Origin of the sequence: Bacillus sp. AY18-3 (assembly GCF_008042305.1) — a bacterium.
Lineage (GTDB): Bacteria > Bacillota > Bacilli > Bacillales > Bacillaceae_G > Bacillus_A > Bacillus_A wiedmannii.
The window spans coordinates 84,233-103,655 of record NZ_QKQR01000016.1 but is presented as its reverse complement, the minus strand read 5'-3'; the positions used below and the strand labels follow the sequence as shown (position 1 = coordinate 103,655).

At 35.6% G+C, this 19,423-nt stretch carries 12 protein-coding genes, 2 pseudogenes and 3 riboswitches; of the genes and pseudogenes, 5 read left to right on the top strand and 9 right to left on the bottom strand.

From position 1 onward, the window contains the following. Nucleotides 1–92 precede the first annotated feature (92 nt). Nucleotides 93–194, bottom strand: a riboswitch (TPP riboswitch). Between the two features lie 61 nt (nt 195–255). After that, nucleotides 256–1,995 carry a methyl-accepting chemotaxis protein gene (locus DM800_RS16600; RefSeq protein WP_147787219.1) on the bottom strand — a complete coding sequence of 580 codons (1,740 nt, stop codon included), beginning with the start codon at nt 1,993–1,995 and terminating at the stop codon, nt 256–258. Nucleotides 1,996–2,138: 143 nt separating this feature from the next. Next, a riboswitch (cyclic di-GMP riboswitch) is annotated at nt 2,139–2,223 on the bottom strand. A 283-nt stretch (nt 2,224–2,506) separates the two neighbouring features. Between DM800_RS16600 and DM800_RS16595 the strand changes: the two genes are divergently transcribed. Then, nucleotides 2,507–3,820 (top strand): anaerobic C4-dicarboxylate transporter family protein, encoded by a 1,314-nt coding sequence (locus tag DM800_RS16595; protein ID WP_147787218.1) that lies wholly within the window; start codon nt 2,507–2,509, stop codon nt 3,818–3,820. Between the two features lie 115 nt (nt 3,821–3,935). Here DM800_RS16595 and thiE read toward each other — a convergent pair whose 3' ends face one another. After that, nucleotides 3,936–4,595 carry a thiamine phosphate synthase gene (thiE, locus tag DM800_RS16590; protein WP_137013141.1) on the bottom strand — a complete coding sequence of 220 codons (660 nt, stop codon included), beginning with the start codon at nt 4,593–4,595 and terminating at the stop codon, nt 3,936–3,938. 16 nt (nt 4,596–4,611) lie between these two features. Further along, the gene (gene thiM, locus DM800_RS16585; RefSeq protein ID WP_097858171.1) at nt 4,612–5,427 is read right to left on the bottom strand and encodes a hydroxyethylthiazole kinase; all 816 of its coding nucleotides are present in this window, start codon (nt 5,425–5,427) and stop codon (nt 4,612–4,614) included. 63 nt (nt 5,428–5,490) lie between these two features. Further along, nucleotides 5,491–5,600: riboswitch (TPP riboswitch) on the bottom strand. A 424-nt stretch (nt 5,601–6,024) separates the two neighbouring features. On the opposite strand from thiM, the gene topB reads away from it, so the two are divergent. Further along, nucleotides 6,025–8,214 carry a DNA topoisomerase III gene (gene topB / locus DM800_RS16580; protein WP_147787217.1) on the top strand — a complete coding sequence of 730 codons (2,190 nt, stop codon included), beginning with the start codon at nt 6,025–6,027 and terminating at the stop codon, nt 8,212–8,214. A 41-nt stretch (nt 8,215–8,255) separates the two neighbouring features. On the opposite strand, the gene DM800_RS16575 is transcribed toward topB, so the two are convergent. From DM800_RS16575 to DM800_RS16555, 4 genes are all read right to left on the bottom strand, one after another. Next, a complete protein-coding gene (locus tag DM800_RS16575; protein WP_098082088.1) occupies nt 8,256–11,231 on the bottom strand; it encodes a YhgE/Pip domain-containing protein in 2,976 nt (991 codons plus the stop codon). Nucleotides 11,232–11,537: 306 nt separating this feature from the next. Beyond that, nucleotides 11,538–12,329, bottom strand: coding sequence for an endonuclease/exonuclease/phosphatase family protein (locus DM800_RS16565; protein ID WP_147787215.1), 792 nt, complete (start codon nt 12,327–12,329; stop codon nt 11,538–11,540). Nucleotides 12,330–12,333: 4 nt separating this feature from the next. Then, the gene (locus DM800_RS16560) at nt 12,334–13,971 is read right to left on the bottom strand and encodes a PTS transporter subunit IIBC (protein ID WP_000705549.1); all 1,638 of its coding nucleotides are present in this window, start codon (nt 13,969–13,971) and stop codon (nt 12,334–12,336) included. Between the two features lie 205 nt (nt 13,972–14,176). Beyond that, nucleotides 14,177–15,841: a glycoside hydrolase family 13 protein gene (locus tag DM800_RS16555; protein WP_060486900.1), complete on the bottom strand. Its 1,665-nt coding sequence runs from the start codon at nt 15,839–15,841 to the stop codon at nt 14,177–14,179. Between the two features lie 181 nt (nt 15,842–16,022). On the opposite strand from DM800_RS16555, the pseudogene DM800_RS16550 reads away from it, so the two are divergent. Beyond that, nucleotides 16,023–16,205: pseudogene (locus DM800_RS16550) on the top strand (BBE domain-containing protein); the annotation flags it as partial. 30 nt (nt 16,206–16,235) lie between these two features. On the opposite strand, the gene DM800_RS16545 reads toward DM800_RS16550, so the two are convergent. Together DM800_RS16545 and DM800_RS30055 are read right to left on the bottom strand one after the other, a co-directional pair. Next, nucleotides 16,236–17,162 (bottom strand): methyl-accepting chemotaxis protein, encoded by a 927-nt coding sequence (locus DM800_RS16545; RefSeq protein ID WP_407707385.1) that lies wholly within the window; start codon nt 17,160–17,162, stop codon nt 16,236–16,238. A gap of 15 nt (nt 17,163–17,177) precedes the next feature. Continuing rightward, nucleotides 17,178–17,363: pseudogene (locus DM800_RS30055) on the bottom strand (HAMP domain-containing protein); the annotation flags it as partial. Between the two features lie 374 nt (nt 17,364–17,737). On the opposite strand from DM800_RS30055, the gene DM800_RS16540 reads away from it, so the two are divergent. Next, nucleotides 17,738–18,460 carry an amino acid ABC transporter ATP-binding protein gene (locus tag DM800_RS16540; protein ID WP_064477213.1) on the top strand — a complete coding sequence of 241 codons (723 nt, stop codon included), beginning with the start codon at nt 17,738–17,740 and terminating at the stop codon, nt 18,458–18,460. A gap of 121 nt (nt 18,461–18,581) precedes the next feature. Continuing rightward, nucleotides 18,582–19,376: an ABC transporter substrate-binding protein gene (locus DM800_RS16535; RefSeq protein ID WP_046953749.1), complete on the top strand. Its 795-nt coding sequence runs from the start codon at nt 18,582–18,584 to the stop codon at nt 19,374–19,376. The last annotated feature ends 47 nt before the right edge of the window (nt 19,377–19,423 follow it).

Genomic DNA, 19,423 nt, shown 5'->3' with positions numbered 1-19,423 from the left:
CCCCCTTATAAAATGAAATATTAAAACAAGAAAAGGCTTTCCTACTGCGTAGGAAAGCCTTGTATGCAAGTTATTATAGAATAACATATGCTACATCACTTTAAGTAACTCCCTACGCTGGCATTATCCAGATCAGGTTGAGGGTCGATGTTTGTTTACATCCTCTCAGCCAATTGGCTCCCCGGTCCTTAATTCGTTTTCATTGTAGCATGATTTATTTTATTGAACAAACAAAAGCACGTATAATCATTTCATTTAACTTTTGAATTCCCCTATTAACTCTTGTAACTCCTGTGAAAGCCAGCTTAAAGAACTAGCTAATTCAGCAATATCTTGTACAGACATTTCCTGTTCTTTCATACTTTCTTCAATATTATTACTACTATTTGCATACTTATTTGCAATAAGTGATAGTTCATTTACAACACGAACAATATTTTGGCTATTTTGCAATATATCACTTGAATTGCTAGAAACAACTCTAACTTGATTTGTAACAGATTGTGCTGATTTTGAAATTTTTTCAAAGAAAGCACCACTACTTTGAAAAAGTTTAATTCCGGATTCTACTTCTTTTGAAGCTTTTTGTATTGAAACAACAGCTTCTTCCGTTTCAACTTGTGTTTCCCCTATTAATTTCGCTATATCTTTTGCTGATGCTTCCGTCTGCTCTGCTAATTTACGCACTTCATCAGCAACAACGGCAAATCCCTTTCCGGTTGCCTCAGCACGTGAAGCTTTAATAGAAGCATTTAAAGCTAGCGAATTCGTTTGATTTGAAATACCTGTAATTACATTTACAATATCACTAATTTCTTTTGATCTTGTTTCCAAAGAATGAATGATAGAAGATAAATCTTGTACTGCATTTTGTATTATGTTCATTTGATTAATCGTCTGTTCAATAACACCATTTCCTTTTACTGAATGATGCGTCGTACCTTCAGACTCTTTCGCCATTTGTTTTGCAATATTAGTTATCTCTTCCATCCTATCTTCCATTTCATATACAATACCTAAATACTTTGGTACTGAAGTTTCTTGTGATTGAACGCCAGCCCTTAACTCAACTATAGAACTTACGATTCCTTGGACTGCCATGCTATTCTCTTTCGTACTCACTGACAATTCTTGCGAAGATGAGGAAACCTGTTCTGCTGTCTGCTTCACTTTATCTATAATTCCTTTAAACTTCTCAATGGTATTATTAAAATACGCATTAATAATACCAATATCATCTGGTCTTTCCTCTAATTTAATACTTAAATCACCTTCACCGACTCTGCGCAATCCTTCACGTAAATCCCGCAATGGAGCAAGTGCGTTACGCACAATTAAGAATTGAATAAAAGTTGCAATTAAAACAGAAATACAAATAAACATTAAACCTTGTATAATGAACTTTTCTTTTGTACTAGGAACAATAGAAGCATCTACATCAGCTGCAACAAGTGCCACAATATTACCTTCTCCATCCTTAATTGGCTCTAATATCGTTACCCATGTTCCTAATGCGTCTTCATATACTTCTGTCATGTTTGCTTTTTTTGTGCTCATTACTTTATCATATGCTTTCATCCAAAGGTCTGGTTGTTTATAATATTCTCCCGGCCTTACTTCAACAACATTTGCTAAACCTGTAGATAAATCAATGATTTGTAGCTCACCTTTTTCATTTTTTTTCGCTCCAACAATATAGGTTTGTCCAACACTGTTCAATTCTTCCGTTGATTCATCTAATTTCTCTGTTAACTTCTCTCTCTTTTCTCTTTCTGCCGTTGGGTCTTTTGCAACATCTCTCAATATTTCTGCGTCTAATTTATGTAATACCGTATCTCCTGTTTCAAAAGAATGCCTTTCAAATATAGACATCATGCTATTTTGAAACATGTTAAAACTTAACGCTCCCATAGTACCGACAAGCGTCAAAATAACTAACACAGTTAACAATACATTTTTTTGAAGAAATGATAGCTTATGCCAATATCTTCTCATTAACATCACCTTTCTTAATTAACTTACTATAAAGTAACGCTATTAAAATATACACTTTATTAATAAATGATAACGGCTCTCATTTGTTTATAAACAAAAAAAAGACCAATGAAAAGAGCATTGGTCAAGACCAACCCTATCCGTCCGGTAACTGGCTAGCATAGCCTTTCGACCTTAGCTCCTGTAGTTTTGCGTCCTAATGTTTCCATCAGTTTGCCTTTCTCGCTGAACGAGTTGAACGATATGGGAGTTCTATGAGAATTAAATTATTCTCTATCAAAGATTACAACATAAGAATTAAAATGTCTACCTATTTAGAGATGCAAATGTAAAGTTTCAAGGTATTATTTTTTCGAAATAATTTAACAAAGTTCGTGAATGTTACATTTCTTGTGTTATATAATAAAAAATGTATATAACACAAGGATTATTTTGGGTATTTGTTTTAATTTTCGTTCAAATTAAATTATTCAAATATATCTTAACTAATGAATTCCGGAGGTAGTTTATCATGTTTTGGCTACAATTTCTTACGTTACTACTCTGCATTTTTATTGGCGCACGCCTAGGCGGAGTTGGTCTAGGAGTAATGGGTGGCGTTGGTATGGCAATACTTGTTTTTGTCTTCCACTTACAACCTACAGCTCCTCCTATTGATGTAATGCTTATGATTTTAGCAGTAATTACAGCTGCCGGTGCACTGCAAGCCGCTGGAGGAATGGACTACCTTGTTCATCTAGCTGAGAAAGCATTGCGAAAAAATCCAAAGCGCATTACATTCTTTGCTCCAATTGTTACTTATTTATTTACACTGTGCGCAGGAACTGGTCACGTTGCTTATTCTGTACTTCCTGTTATCGCAGAAGTCTCTCGCGAATCTGGGATTAGACCGGAACGACCAATGTCAATTGCCGTAATCGCTTCCCAACAAGCAATTACAGCTAGCCCTATATCAGCTGCAACAGTTGCACTTTTAGCAATGCTAGCTGACTATAAAATCACCTTATTAGATATTTTAAAAGTAAGTATTCCTTCTACCTTCATCGCTTGTATGGTAGCTGCATTTGTTGCTAGCAAAATGGGGAAAGAATTAAATGAAGACCCTGAATACTTGAAACGTTTAAAAGAAGGAATGATTCCTAAAATTGAAGAGAAGAAAGAATTTGTTGGTTTAAAAAGCGCTAAACTATCCGTTATCCTTTTCTTAGTAGGAACTTTCCTTGTCGTACTTCTCGGTTCATTTGAAGCACTTCGTCCAGGATGGATGGTTGACGGGAAGTTAATTCGTCTTTCCATGCCAAACACAATTGAAATGGTTATGTTAACTATCGCAGCTCTTATTATTATTTTCTGCAAACCAAATGTAGAAAGCATCGTGTCTGGTAACGTCTTTAAAGCGGGGGCAACAGCTGTTGTTGCTATTTTCGGTATCGCTTGGATGGGAGATACTTTCTTTAACGGAAACTTAAATATGATTCAAGGATCAATTCAGCACCTAGTAACAAGTGCACCATGGCTATTTGCCATCGCATTATTCATTCTATCTATTTTACTATATAGCCAAGCAGCAACAGTACGTGCTTTAATGCCTCTTGGATTATCACTCGGTATTCCACCAGCACTACTAATCGCAATGTTCCCTGCAGTAAATGGATATTTCTTCATTCCAAACTATGGAACAATCGTTGCTGCCATTAACTTCGATCGCACTGGTACAACAGGTATTGGTAAATATGTTTTAAATCATAGCTTTATGATTCCAGGCCTAATCGCAACATTCACCTCTATCGGAATTGGAATGCTCCTAATATCAATTATGTTTTAAAGAAAAAGCACAAACCGACAATTTTAAAGGGTTTGTGCTTTTTTAATCAAACGTTTGTTTAAATATTTTTAACGGTCCATTATGTTTTTTACTATTTTTGTGAAGTTCCGTTTTCCTACAAACCCCTATTTACTTCCTCAACTAGCTTCTTCGTACTTTCATACGCAGATTCCGCTAAACTAATCGCGGAAATAATAGAAACGCCGTCCGCACCTGCTTCTATAACTGACGCTGTATTTTCAATTGTAATGCCACCAATCCCGACGATCGGTATTGTAATTCCTTGCTCTCTAAAATAAGCTAAACCTTTCGTTCCTTGAACTGCTTTCGTATCTTTTTTTGTACTCGTTGGGAAAATAGGGCCAACACCTAAATAATCAGCTCCGTTTTCAATTGCCCAGCGTGCTTCTTCAATTGTATGTGTAGATACACCAACAATTTTATCACCCATTTTTTCACGAACAGAAGTAATTCCTTCATCATCTTGGCCAACATGCACGCCATCTGCATCTAACTCCATAGCTAGTTCCACATCATCATTTACGATGAATGGTACACCGTACTCTTTACAGACTGCTTGTAGTTCTTTCGCGAAACAAATACGTTTCTCTCCCGTTAAAGCCCCTTCCCCCTTTTCACGAAATTGAAAAATTGTTATACCGCCTTCAAGTGCATCTCTCAATACTTGTAGTGGCTCCTTCGCACAATTGTTACTTCCCATAATAAAATATACTGATAATAATCTAGACATTTCAGCCTTTGTAATACAGGGCATCTAGTTCCCCTCCTTACTATATAAGCTCAATCTTCCCATACTTCTCAATATCACCCGAAGTGGTATTCGCTAACTGATTTAAAAATTCAATTTGGAAACTACCAGGTCCCTTTTCCACTGTCTTAGCAGCTGCCAGTTCCGCAGCTACACCATAAAACGTTAATGCCGCTACTGCTGCCTTTACATAATCCTTTTCTACTGCTACAAATGCTCCTATTACAGAAGTTAGTAAACAACCAGTTCCCGTAACTTTCGTTAAAATAGGGTGACCATTTCGAATAAGGATCGTTCGTTCTCCATCTGTAACAACATCTTCTTTTCCAGTAATCACCGCTACTGTATTTAATTCATCCGCTGCCTGCCTTGCAATACTTACGACATTGCCATTTCCAACACCGGCGTCTACCCCTTTAATTTCCCATCTCTCATTAATAACGTTCGCTATCTCAGCTGCATTTCCGCGGATAATCGCTAAATCAATTTCAGCCGGAATATGTCTCGCAACTTCTGTTCGATACGATGTTGCTCCTGCACCAACTGGATCAAATAGTACTGGTACATTATTCACATTTGCTGATTTACCAGCAAGTAACATCGCTTCTACCTCTTCAGGACGAAGTGTCCCCATATTTAATACTAACGCTCCAGCAATGCTAGCCATTTCTGCTACTTCTTCTTTCGCATACGCCATTACAGGTGATGCTCCTAACGCTAACAAGCCGTTAGCTGTAAAATTTGTTACAACAACATTTGTAATATTATGCACGAGTGGATTAGACTCTCTCACCAAATCCACTACTTTACTAATTTCTTTCATATTCATCCTTTTCATCTCCTAACTATAGTGATGGGAGATACACAAAAAGGCACTTTGCGCGTACGCAAAGTGCCTGAACATGTGCTTTTACACTCTCCCTACGCTGGCATTATCCAACAGGTTCAAATGGTCAATGACGGATTAGTCATACTCTCAGTTTGCATCCACAAACTCCCATGTGTTTATTATTCATCTACTTCAAAGTCTACTCTTATTCTAGTAAAATAACAAGTTCTTTACTTTTCTATTTAATATAGGAGCAACTAATAAAACAATAAGCATAATAAAGTGAAACTTTAATCAGTGGGGGTTTTGTTCATCCCCCACTGATTATTAGTTGAACCAATCAGGCTTTTATGGGCAGTTGATCCCCTACCTAACTTCTTGGCTTCCGCTGAATTTTGAGGTAGGGGTCTTACTGCCCATTAATGCGGGATAAATAAGTATCTATTTCTCATAGTCTCATCATGGCGCATATTATGTTCTGTCGCCATCATTCACCCTCAAACAGATGTTATCCTACTAAAAAACGTTCAAATCTGGAGCGAAACTGAATCTCAAGAAGATGTATGCTATAGTTAACGTATGGAAATTTGAAAGGATGTTTTAAATATGGTAAAAAGCGTTGTAATCGCTGAAAAGCCTTCCGTTGCACGTGATATTGCGCGTGTACTTAAGTGCGATAAAAAAGGAAATGGCTACCTTGAAGGTAGTAAATATATTGTAACTTGGGCTTTAGGTCATCTCGTTACATTAGCTGATCCAGAAAGCTATGATGTGAAATATAAACAGTGGAATTTAGAAGATTTACCGATGCTACCTGAGCGCTTGAAATTAACGGTTATTAAACAAACAGGGAAACAATTTAATGCTGTGAAGAGTCAGCTACTTAGAAAAGATGTAAATGAAATTATTGTAGCGACAGATGCTGGACGCGAAGGCGAATTAGTCGCACGTTGGATTATCGATAAAGTTAAAATACAAAAACCTATTAAGCGTTTATGGATTTCATCTGTTACTGATAAAGCAATTAAAGATGGCTTCGCAAATTTAAAACCAGGTAAAGCATATGACAATTTATACGCTTCGGCTGTCGCACGTTCAGAAGCTGACTGGTACATCGGTCTTAACGCGACTCGCGCTTTAACGACTCGCTTTAATGCCCAGCTGAATTGCGGCCGTGTACAAACACCTACTGTCGCTATGATCGCTAATCGTGAAGATGAAATAAAGAACTTCAAAGCTCAAACTTACTACGGTATCGAAGCACAAACAACGAATCAGTTAAAACTAACTTGGCAAGATGCAAATGGTAATAGCCGCAGTTTTAATAAAGAAAAAATTGATGGTATTGTAAAAGGTTTAGATAAGCATAATGCTACCGTTGTGGAAATTGATAAAAAACAGAAGAAGTCATTCTCTCCTGGTCTTTACGATTTAACTGAATTACAACGTGATGCAAATAAAAAGTTCGGTTACTCTGCGAAAGAAACATTAAACATTATGCAGAAATTGTATGAGCAACATAAAGTTCTAACGTATCCTCGTACAGATTCACGCTATATTTCATCTGATATCGTTGGAACACTTCCAGAGCGTCTAAAAGCATGTGGCGTTGGAGAATACCGTCCTTTAGCACATAAAGTATTACAAAAGCCTATCAAGGCTAATAAATCATTTGTTGATGATAGTAAAGTAAGCGATCATCACGCAATTATTCCGACAGAAGGATACGTTAATTTCTCCGCCTTCACAGATAAAGAACGTAAAATTTATGATTTAGTTGTAAAACGTTTCTTAGCCATTTTATCCCCAGCATTCGAATACGAACAACTAACGTTACGCACAAAAGTTGGCAATGAAACGTTCATTGCACGAGGAAAAACAATTTTACATGCCGGCTGGAAAGAAGTATATGAAAACCGCTTTGAAGATGATGATGTAATGGATGACGTAAAAGAGCAACTTCTACCTCGCATTGAAAAAGGCGATACATTAACTGTAAAGTTAATTATGCAAACATCAGGTCAAACGAAAGCACCTGCACGTTTTAACGAGGCAACTTTACTTTCAGCAATGGAGAATCCTACAAAATATATGGATACGCAAAACAAACAACTTGCTGATACGTTAAAATCAACTGGTGGATTAGGTACTGTAGCGACACGCGCAGATATTATCGACAAGTTATTCAATTCGTTCTTACTTGAAAAACGTGGTAAAGATATTCACATTACTTCAAAAGGCCGTCAGCTACTTGATTTAGTGCCAGAAGAACTGAAATCTCCTACACTAACTGGTGAATGGGAGCAAAAACTCGAAGCAATTGCAAAGGGTAAACTGAAAAAAGAAGTATTCATTTCAGAAATGAAGAACTATACGAAAGAAATTGTTTCTGAAATTAAATCGAGTGATAAAAAATATAAACATGACAACATTTCAACAAAGTCTTGTCCAGACTGCGGTAAACCAATGCTAGAGGTAAACGGCAAAAAAGGAAAAATGCTTGTATGCCAAGACCGTGAATGTGGCCATCGTAAAAATGTATCTCGTACAACAAACGCTCGTTGTCCGCAATGTAAGAAGAAGTTAGAATTACGTGGTGAAGGTGCAGGACAAATCTTTGCATGTAAATGTGGCTATCGCGAGAAATTATCCACATTCCAAGAAAGACGTAAAAAGGAATCTGGAAGCAAAGCTGATAAACGCGACGTTCAAAAATATATGAAACAGCAGAACAAAGAAGAAGAACCATTAAACAATCCGTTCGCAGAAGCATTAAAGAAGTTAAAATTTGATTAAACAAAAAGGTTCCTACCACTATCGGTAGGAACCTTTTATTTTTAATGAATAATTTTACTTCCTTTAGCGTTCTCAACAAACTTTTCACTCGATTTGTTAATTGGTGTTTTCAGTAATAACGCAGCAACAATCATAATTACTACGAAAGCACTTAACACAAGTAAATCTCGCGTTACGATATCCCAAAGCATTCCACCTACTGTTTCACGAATCGCACTAATTGCATATGTGAACGGTAAGAACGGATAAATTGCTTGGAAGAACGCTGGTGTCATTTGAATTGGGAATGTTCCGCCCGATCCTGCTACTTGCAGTACAAGTAGAATGATCGCCATCGATTTCCCAACGTTTCCGAAAATAGAAACGAGTGAGTATACGATACAAACGAAGACCCCGCCAATAAATAAACTAAATAATACAAACCAGAACTTATCGACTACGTACGTACCGAGTAAGAATATATCTCCCATCGATACGATAAACGCTTGTGAAAGACCTATCGTTAAGAATGTTAATAAACGTCCGAAGTAAATTTCATGGCTCTTATAATTCGCGCCTTCTTCATGTACTTCTACTGTTAATAATGAAACCATTAATAATGCGCCTACCCATAATGCAAGCACTGTATAGAATGGTGACATCGCTGAACCGTAGTTTGGCATCGCAAATAACTTATTCTCTTTTAAATTGACTGGATTCGCGAAGTAATCACTTTGCTTTTCAACATCATTTTTCAATAAGCGTATGATGTCTTTTATATCCTCTTCAGATTCAAAATCACGAATTTTATTTGCTAAGTCCTTAATCTTTTTCTCAGTCTCCGGCATGTCAGCCTTAATGTCTGTTAATTTCTTTTTACCGTCTACTAAGCCTTTTGATGAATCTTCTAGTAGCTTTTTAACATCTGGAAGCTTTTTGTCTGCTTCTTTTAAAATTTGAGATGTGTTTTTAGACATCTCTTTTGTACGAGCAATAGCTGCATTGAAATTTGGAGTGATTTCTGAGTCATATTTAGCTAAAATGTCACCAATTTGGCCCGAAACACTTTTAGATACTTCATTAATACTTTCAATCACATCTGCTGCTGGTTTTTGCCCTTTATTAATAGAGTCAATTCCTTTATCAGTTAAATCGATTCCTTTTTGAAGACCATCTTTTACTTTATTCAATTTAGAAATCGTGTTATTCGTGTTCTTATCACTATTTACATCTGCTAAAACTTTATTTGTACTTTCCAGAACTGGAATCATGTCGTTAAATAAATTCCATGCTGCTTTGAACTGTCCATTTAAATCATTTAAGGCTACTTTTGTAGAGTCTAATCCATTAACACCTGCGTTGCTTAAGTCTTCTCTTGCTTTTCCAAGTTCTGTTTTTAATCTGCTGTAATCACTTACAGCCTTATCGTACTTTTCTCTACCATTGTCTAATGCCTCATTGGTTTGATTTACTAACTCATTCGCTTTTTTTATATCTTGATTTAAATTACCTCTAAGTTGTTGCGCATCTTCTTTTACACCTTCAGCCTTATCTTTCAATTGCTCGGCTGTACTTACTGCTTTTTCAAAATCAGTTACGAATGTTGCATTATAATCTGCTTCTGCTTGATTTACCAAGTTATTTATTGAATCTAACTTTTTATTAGTAGCATCTCTTACATCTTGTTTCACTTCTTGCCCTGTACCAATAATATTGGCAATATCTTTAACGCCACCATTTGCATTTTCAATAGCTGATTTAAGGTTTGTTAATCTTTCTATTCTCTTTTGGAAGAATTCTTTTCCAAAATCAGTTGATGCCGACTCTTTAAATTTAGTAAAGACATCAATTACATATGAAACACTATCCGCACGTCCTTGCAGCGTCTCAGAAACATTATTAAGATCTTGTTTCGCTTTTTCCGGATCAAAATTACCATTTTGTAACCCGTTTATAACACCTTGTGCGTAAGTTGTTCCAACACGTATTGAGCTGAAAACATTATTTACAGTTTGATCAATATTTTTAGCAATATTCTTATACCCATCACCATTCACTTGCGGTAACGCTGGAATTTCTGGTATTTGCGGTATTTGTGGAAGAGTTATATTAGGTAACACTGGTAATTTAGCTGGATCTGGAAGTGTCAGATTAAAATCAAATGAAGGATTTTTTAAGTAATCCGTAATTTTCGCTGCAGCATCCAATCCCTGCTTCGTTACAATTAAATTATTCTTAATAGTTCCCGGAGCACGATTCAATGTTTCATTATTTCTCGCAAAGAACTTATCTAAATTCCCTAATGCTTCCTGCCCATCATTCATAACACTTTCTACAACCGGTAACTCTTTTTGCGCTACTTTCACAATATCCTCTGCTCGAGTTGCATCATCTAACGCCTTATCCATTAATGTATTCATTTCTGGGAACTGCGCTTCTAACTTAAAGACAAGGTCTTTTACTTTCTCGATACTTGGTAAGTTTGTTTCTAAATCGATTCCAAGGTCATTGAAGATTTTAAAAATCTCACCGTTTGCTGTTTTAACGAAGTTTTTACTAATTTCTTCCGTAATACCTGATGCACCTTTTGCTGTAATTTTCGGTGCAATCGCATTTACTTTTTCATTTACATAGTAATCAAGTTCTGGCTTTTGTGGATTTTCATCCAGAACCGTTGCAATTTTTTCAGAGAAGTCTTTTGGGATTGTAATACTTGCATAATAATCCCCACGCTCAACTCCGTAAATCGCCTGCTTTTGGTCTACAAATTTCCAACCAAGATTCTTGTTTTTCTTTAGAGAATCTACAATCTCGTCCCCGATATTGATATCTTTCCCTCTTAAATTAGAGCCTGCATCTTGGTTAGAAACGGCAATGGGAACCTCTTTTGTATTTCCATATGGATCCCAAGAAGCTTTAATGTTAAACCATGCATATAACGATGGTAAAATCATTAATCCTAAAACAATAACAATTGCAGCCCAATGTTTAGCTACATTCCGTAAATCTGTCTTATAAATACGCCAAATTTGTTTCATAGAAGTTATCACCTAATTATATATTTTTCCTTCTTTAGAAAATGATACATACATTTTGCAATTATATCACTTTCTACATCGTGGATTAAACGAAAATACACTATTTTTCCCATTAAACATTTCACTTACTTCATTATATAACGAAGTAAAAAAAGTATGCATACAAAATGACCAAATTAGTTTTACATTCAATAATAACAAATATATAGGAAATGTCATAAAAAATACAAGTATTTTATCTTGGTAATACTTGTATTCCTCAAAAAAATCCTCACAGCTTTTCATCATCTGTGAGGATTTCTTCTATTATATATCTACTTGTACTTCTACACCGAAATGATCTGAAATTACATTTCTGTTCGTACCATTAAAAATGACTTTTGAAGAACGAACTTTTTCACTTTGGTTACACAATATTAGATCGATTCGTAAGTTATGTTTATTTTCATCCCAACCAGCAATCTCACCTTGGACAGTTGTTCCTTCATCCTTCTCTATTGCTAGTTCATATGTGTCATACAAACCTTTTTGCATCATATATTCATAACCTTCACCTTGTAAACGAGCGTTATTATTAAAATCACCCATTAAGAAGGAAAGTTCATTACTATCTACACGCCCCATCAAACGATTAACTTGATCTTTGAATGATTCTTCTTCATCATTCCACCAACCGAGGTGGCAAGAGTAAAACGTTATATTCTTATCATTATAAGCAATTGTCGCACTTACAATTTTGCGTGTTTTCCAATACGTTGTATCCTTATTTTCTGAAATAAAGAACGTATCTTCTTTTACAACATTATGCTTCGTTATAATCGCTAATCCTTCTTCATACACATCATAACCAATATGAGAGAAATCCCAAGTAATATTGTAATCTTTTACATGTAACGCTTTTAACTCTTCTAATAGTAAAAGTCCAAAATTATCTTCTTTCTTGTTACCGCATACATTTTCAGCTTGTATCGACTGACTTACTTCTTGCAATGCGATGACATCGTACTCTTCTTCTTGAATGACTTGAGCAAGATATTTTATCTTTTCCATTTGATTCTCTTCTTGCCAAGAGTGACAGTTTAAAGTTAGCAATTTCATCTTATTACGCACCTAACATATCTTGAATGTCTGACTTTAATACGTCAGCTTTCGGACCATATACTGCTTGTACACCTTTATCTTTTACGATAAGTCCTAAAGCACCATTTTGTTTCCACTGTGCTTCTGGTGCAACAACATCTAAATCTTTTACTGTTACACGTAAACGCGTCATACAAGCATCTACGTCAGCAATATTTTCTTTACCACCTAATAAATCAATAACTTTTGTTGCTAATGAACCATCCTGTACATTTCCTGTTCCTTCTGATGACTCATCTTCATTATCAATATAGTTACCTGCACGTCCTGGTGTTGGTAAATTGAATTTTTTAATTAAGAAATTGAATAATGTAAAGTTCAGACCGAAGAACACTAATGAAACGATAACGAAATTGATTAAATCTCTTGTTAGTCCTGCATTAACCATCATCGGTGTACGAGTAATTAATTCAATAAATCCAAATGCGTGAACACGTAAGTTAATTAAATCTGCTAATGCGAATGCAAGTCCTGTTGTAATTGCATATACAACATATAATACTGGAGCAATAAACATGAACATGAATTCAATTGGTTCTGTTACACCTGTTAAGAATACTGCTAATGCAGCCGATAAGAACATTGGTTTATATTTTGCACGTTTTTCTTTATCAACATTACGGAACATCGCGAAAGCAATACCCATTAACGCTGCTGTTGAGCCAATAACTTGTCCAGCTTTGAAACGAGCTGGTACAACGTTATTTAATAAATCGTTATATGCTTTCGTATCTCCATTTGCTAGTAAATTATTTAAGTCTGTAATCCATGCAAGCCATAAAGGATCTTGTCCTGCTACAATTTGTCCAACTTTTGAACCAGTTAACATCGTATATGTTCCGCCTAGCTCTGTGTAGTTCATCGGAATCGTTAACATATGATGTAAACCGAATGGTAATAGTAAACGCTCTAACGTTCCATATACAAATGGTGCAACAACTGGTGCACTATCTTTAGATGCTGCAATCCAGCGACCGAATTCATTTAATCCACTTTGGATGAACGGCCATAAAAGTGATAATACAATTGCAGTGACTGTAGACCAAACAATTACAACGAATGGTACGAATCGTTTTCCGTTAAAGAATGCTAATGCCTGTGGTAGTTTATTATAGTTATAATATTTGTTATATAGAGTAGCTCCTAAAAAACCTGTGATAATCCCTACGAAAACTCCCATGTTTAATGCTGGTGCACCAAGTACAGAAGTAAAGTAATCTTTTACAACTAAATCTCCTGCTAATACTGAAGAAACTGTCGCTTTTGAATCCGCTAACATTTCAGCGTTTACGCCAAATATAGCTCCTGTAATTCTGTTCGTTAAGACGAATGCTAATAGCGCTGCAAATGCACCACCTGCGCGATCCTTCGCCCAAGATCCCCCAATTGCTACTGCGAATAAGATGTGTAGATTTGTAATGATTGCCCAACCGATGTCTTCCATTACGCGAGCGATTGTATGAACTGCGTTAATATCCCCAGCAGACATCCCAATTAACTTACCGATAGAAATCATTAAACCAGCTGCTGGCATTACAGCTACAACAACTAATAATGCTTTCCCGAACTTTTGCCAAAAATCAAAAGACGTAATTTTCATCTGTTCTTCCTCCCCTTTATTTATAACAACATAATGATTTAAATGATAATTTCTGTTTCTATTATGAAAACGATTCCTTACGTTACTTTATTTTTATCTTTACGCAACCGTTTTCATAAATCTATTTTAATAAAAGCGTTTTCACTTTGCAATAGAAATTTATTTTTTTTCATAAAAAAAGATGCTCTAAGAGCATCCTTTTTTATTATGAAATGCGATAAACCCTTGTTTCATAAGGTTTTAACGTGATTGAAGTTACTTGTTCATTTTCCGCAACTTTATAGTTATTTAAAAGCAAACGTTTGCGTTCTAGTGCAAATGAACCTTCATTATACACAGCTACCTCTTTTGAGATATTACTAATTACAACGATTTTTTCATCGTTTAATGTACGAGTATATGCATAAATTTGCGGATCATCTTCTAAAAGTAAATCATACGTACCGTAATTCAGTACATCGTGCTCTTTTTTCAAGGCAATCATTTTCTTATAGAAATTGAAAATAGAGTTCTCTTCATTCTTTTGCTTTTCAACATTAATTTCTTTATAGTTTGGATTCATACCAAACCAAGATGCACCTGTTGTAAAGCCAGCATTCATCTCATCGTTCCACTGCATAGGTGTACGTGAATTATCGCGGCAAGAAGCCCATATAATTTCCATCATATCTTGATGTGATACGCCCTCTGCAATTTTCTCTCGATATAAATTTTTAATTGCTACATCATCATAATCTTCAATATTTGGGAATTGAACATTTGTCATCCCAATTTCTTGTCCTTGATAAATAAACGGTGTACCGTGCATAAAGAAATACATTGCTCCAAGAGCTGTTGCACTTTCACGCCAATATTGTTTATCGTCTCCCCAAGTTGAAACGATACGTGGCTTATCGTGATTCTCAATATATAAAGCATTCCATCCTTTATTTTCTAACCCTTTTTGCCATTTCGTTAATACCTTTTTCAAACCTACAACATCAAGATCTTTCTTCTTTTCTGCATCCCATAAACTTAAATGTTCGAATTGGAATACCATATTGAACTTACCTTGCTCTTCTCCAACCCAAAGCTCAGCATCTTCAATCTTAACGCCATTCGCTTCACCAACAGTCATAATATCATACTTAGAAAACGTATTTTCTTTTAACTCTTCTAATAAAGGTTGAATACCATCCACATTCATATGTTTATCAAAAGATGGTACATACTTTAGTTCTTTTGGATTTGGCATATCTTTGAAACCATCTTCTTTTTTAATATGGCTGATTGCATCCACTCGGAAACCATCAATTCCTTTATCAAGCCACCAATTAACTGTATCGTATAACACTTCGCGAACCTCTTTATTCTCCCAGTTTAAATCTGGTTGTTTACGCGAGAATAAGTGTAAATAATATTGTCCTGTTACTTCATCATATTCCCATGCCGAACCATTAAAAATACTTTCCCAGTTGTTTGGTTCCGCACCATCTTTACCATCATGCCAAATATACCAATCACGCTTCGGATTGTCTTTAGATGAACGTGACTCAATAAACCATGGATGTTCATCACTCGTATGATTAATAACTAAATCAATAATAAGCTTCATATCACGCTTATGAACTTCATCTAGTAAAGCATCAAAGTCTTCCATCGTACCAAATTCATCCATGATATCTTGATAATCACTAATGTCATAGCCATTATCATCATTAGGTGACTTATACATTGGACAAATCCAAATTACATCTATACCTAAATCTTTTAAATAATCCAGTTTTGCAATAATACCTTGTAAATCTCCAATACCATCACCATTTGAATCCATAAAGCTACGCGGATAAATTTGATACGCAACCGCTTCTTTCCACCATGTCTTTTTCATAGTCATTCTCTCCTTTTGCATCCCATCAGAAATTTATGCAAACGTTTTCGTAACACTATCATAACAAAATATGAATAGTTTGCAACTGTTTTCATTGAACTCTATGTAGATTCCTTATTCTTATGCTTTATTTATTTCTCACAAAAGCAAATCTCATTCCTCACCTGCTCTTGTCCACGCACGTTACATATGCTCGGTTAAAGATTTACGAGAAAGCTTTATCAATTGGCCCGATATCGACATTAAAAATTGGCAAACTAGTTATTACGGCCCTAACTTTCAAAGATTGCGTAAAGTGAAAACCATATATGATCCTTGCAATGTTTTTCGTTTTCAACAAAGTATCCCACCCTTTCATACGTAAAAAGGAAGAACAGAATGCTGTTCTTCCTTTTTACATTGAAAATCGTTCAATTGTTTGTTTCAAGTCTGCTGCTTGCTTTTCTAAATCCTTTAACAATTGATCGATTACTACCATATTTTTAGATTGTTGCAACGTCACACGTGCTACTTCTTGTGAACCAGCTGATGTTTCCTCAGCAATTGCTGCTACAGCCTTCGTCTGTGCTCCGGTTTGATGAATGTGACTCACTTGTTCGTTCATATAGCCACTAATTTGCTTCGTTGCATCGGCAACTTCCATAATACTTGATGACATTTCTTTTAAAATTAATTCAGTAGCTTCCCCACGTTTCGCCTCTTCTTTAGCCGTTTTCACTTGCTCTGTCATTTTCAATGCGACTTGTTGCACTTCTTCTTGCATATTCCGTAATAACTGCGATATATTTCTTGCAGAATGATCGCTTTCATCGGCAAGTTTACGTACTTCTTCAGCTACAACTGCAAAGCCCCTTCCATGCTCTCCAGCACGAGCCGCCTCAATAGAAGCATTCAGTGCTAATAAATTCGTTTGACTAGCAATCTCACTCACAACAGAAACAATATGTTCTACTTGTTTCATTCGTTCTTCTAATTTCTGTACATTTTGCATCGAATTTTCATTTTCTTTTGCCAATGTTTGAATACCTTGAATTAAAGAAGTAAAGACTCGTGTACTTTGCCCTAAAGCTTGAACCATTTCTAAAGACAACTCGTCAGACTGTTTTGCTTTTTCTTCTACTTCACTCGCAATAGAAGTTGTTGTATCAACAGCAGAAACAATCGCCTGAATGGAAGCTGCTGATTGCTCGGCGCCAGAAGAAATTTCTGCAAGGGTTTCAGACACACCTCGTGCTTGCTTTGTTGCTTCCCCTGTTTGCCTTCTAATTTGCTGAACTTGATTATTTGTATACGAAAATGTAGTATCAATATTTTTTACCATACCTCTTAAGTTCCCTAGCATCATATTAAATGCAACACTTAAAGATTTAATCTCATCATCTGTTTTTGGTAACGGGACATCTTCACGAATATCGCCATCGGCCGCTTTCCTTGCAGCCTCCTCCAACTTTCGAAGTGGTTTAATTAAAAAGATTGCTGCTCCATACGCTAAAATTCCAGACCATACTACACCTAATAACATAACGATAATATTATAAACAGTTTGACTTACATAACTTTGAAAATAATCGTATATCACGTAAATAAAAAATATACTTGTTGAATATGTAATAAAAGCTAAAACTGTAGTAAATAGCATAAGTTGTGTACGTAAGCCAAAGGAAAATGTCTTCCTTTCTTTTTCCATCTCTTCTTTCCCCCTTTTTATAAGCAACATAAGTACTACCTATATATTATTATCCATATTTTCGTTATAGAAAGATATAGGGATTTTTAAAATCATTATTTCTTTGAATATCAAATTACCCGAAAAAAATAAAGGATTCTGACAATTTATGACTAATAACAGAAATAAGGGGCAACATTTGTAAAATATATTTTGACTGGGGGTTTTGTATGATTCAGGTTCGAAATCTAGTAAAATCATTCGGCTCGCTTGATGTTTTAAAAGGAATTGATTTACAAGTAAAAGAAAAAGAAGTTGTTGTTTTAATTGGTGCCAGTGGTTCCGGTAAAAGTACATTACTTCGCTGTCTTAACTTTTTAGAAATGTACGATGAAGGTGAAATTCACTTACAAGGTGAACGAATTGATCCACAGCATTCAAATTTAAACAAAGTCCGTGAAAATGTCGGAATGGTTTTTCAGCACTTTAACCTCTTTCCTCATATGACCTCACTAGAAAACATCATAGAAGCACCTATCCATGTAAAAAAATTAGAAACAACAAATGCAAAGGAAATTGGAAATCAGCTTTTGCAAAAAGTCGGTCTACAAGATAAAGCAGATGTAACTCCCCACCTCCTGTCAGGTGGTCAAAAGCAGCGCATTGCCATTGCACGAGCTCTTGCCATGAATCCTAAAATTATGCTATTTGATGAACCTACCTCAGCCTTAGACCCTGAACTTGTTGGAGAAGTATTGCAAGTTATGAAAGAACTTGCTGAAGAAGGAATGACCATGGTTATCGTTACTCATGAAATGAATTTCGCAAGAGATGTAGCTGATCGCGTCATATTTATGGATGACGGAAAGATTGTAGAGGACGCTCCGCCAGCACAATTCTTTTCAGCTCCATCACATGAACGAGCAAAACAATTTTTACGCAACGTTTTATAATGTAACTTCTGTTTCAAATGAAAAGAAATACATTCATACGGTGCACAACTAATTGTCCAAATAAAATATCTCAGTAACATACTTAAAACCATCCGTATGATCAATATATAGGAGGGGTTTTATGAAAAGAAAACTATTAACCATTGTTGCGAGTATTACATTATGTACATCCTTCATACTAGGAGCCTGTAGTAAGGAAAGTGCTACTACTTCTTCAAATGGTAAAAAAGAATTTCGTTATGCGATGAGTGGCTTATATAAACCTTTTAACTATAAAGAAAATGACGGAAAGCTTGCCGGTTTTGATGTGGAAATTGGTGAGGCACTTGCGAAAAAAATGAATATGAAACCCACTCCTATTACAAATCCATGGGAAACGCTAATTCAAGGTCTACAATCGAAAAAATATGATGCTATATTGGGCAGTATGGCAATTACAGAAGAACGCTTAAAAGCTGTTAGTTTCTCAAATCCTTATTATCGTTCTGGTGCCCAAATTTTTGTGGCTAAAAAGAATACATCTATCTCTTCTCCAGAAGATTTGAAAGGTAAAAAAATTGGTGTTGTAAAGGCTAGTACCTTTAAAGACCTTGTTGCAAAACATACAGATCAAATCACAGAATATGACAGCGATATTACTGCACTTATGGACTTAGAGCCTGGACGTATTGATGCAGTAATCACTGATCAAATGGTTGGTTTACGTATGATCAAAGAAGGTAAATCAAATATAAAAGAAGCTGGAAAACCATTAAATCTTGATGAAATGGGAATTGCTATTCGTAAAGATGATAAAGAAATGGTTGAGAAAGTAAATAAAGCTTTAGATGAAATCATTAAAGATGGTACGTATGAAAAAATCAGTAAAAAATGGTTTGGGCGTAATATTCTCGGCGAAGAGGAAAAAACGAAGTAAATTAGCTAGTCAAATGTTTCATACATTATGCCCCACTTTTTATGTGG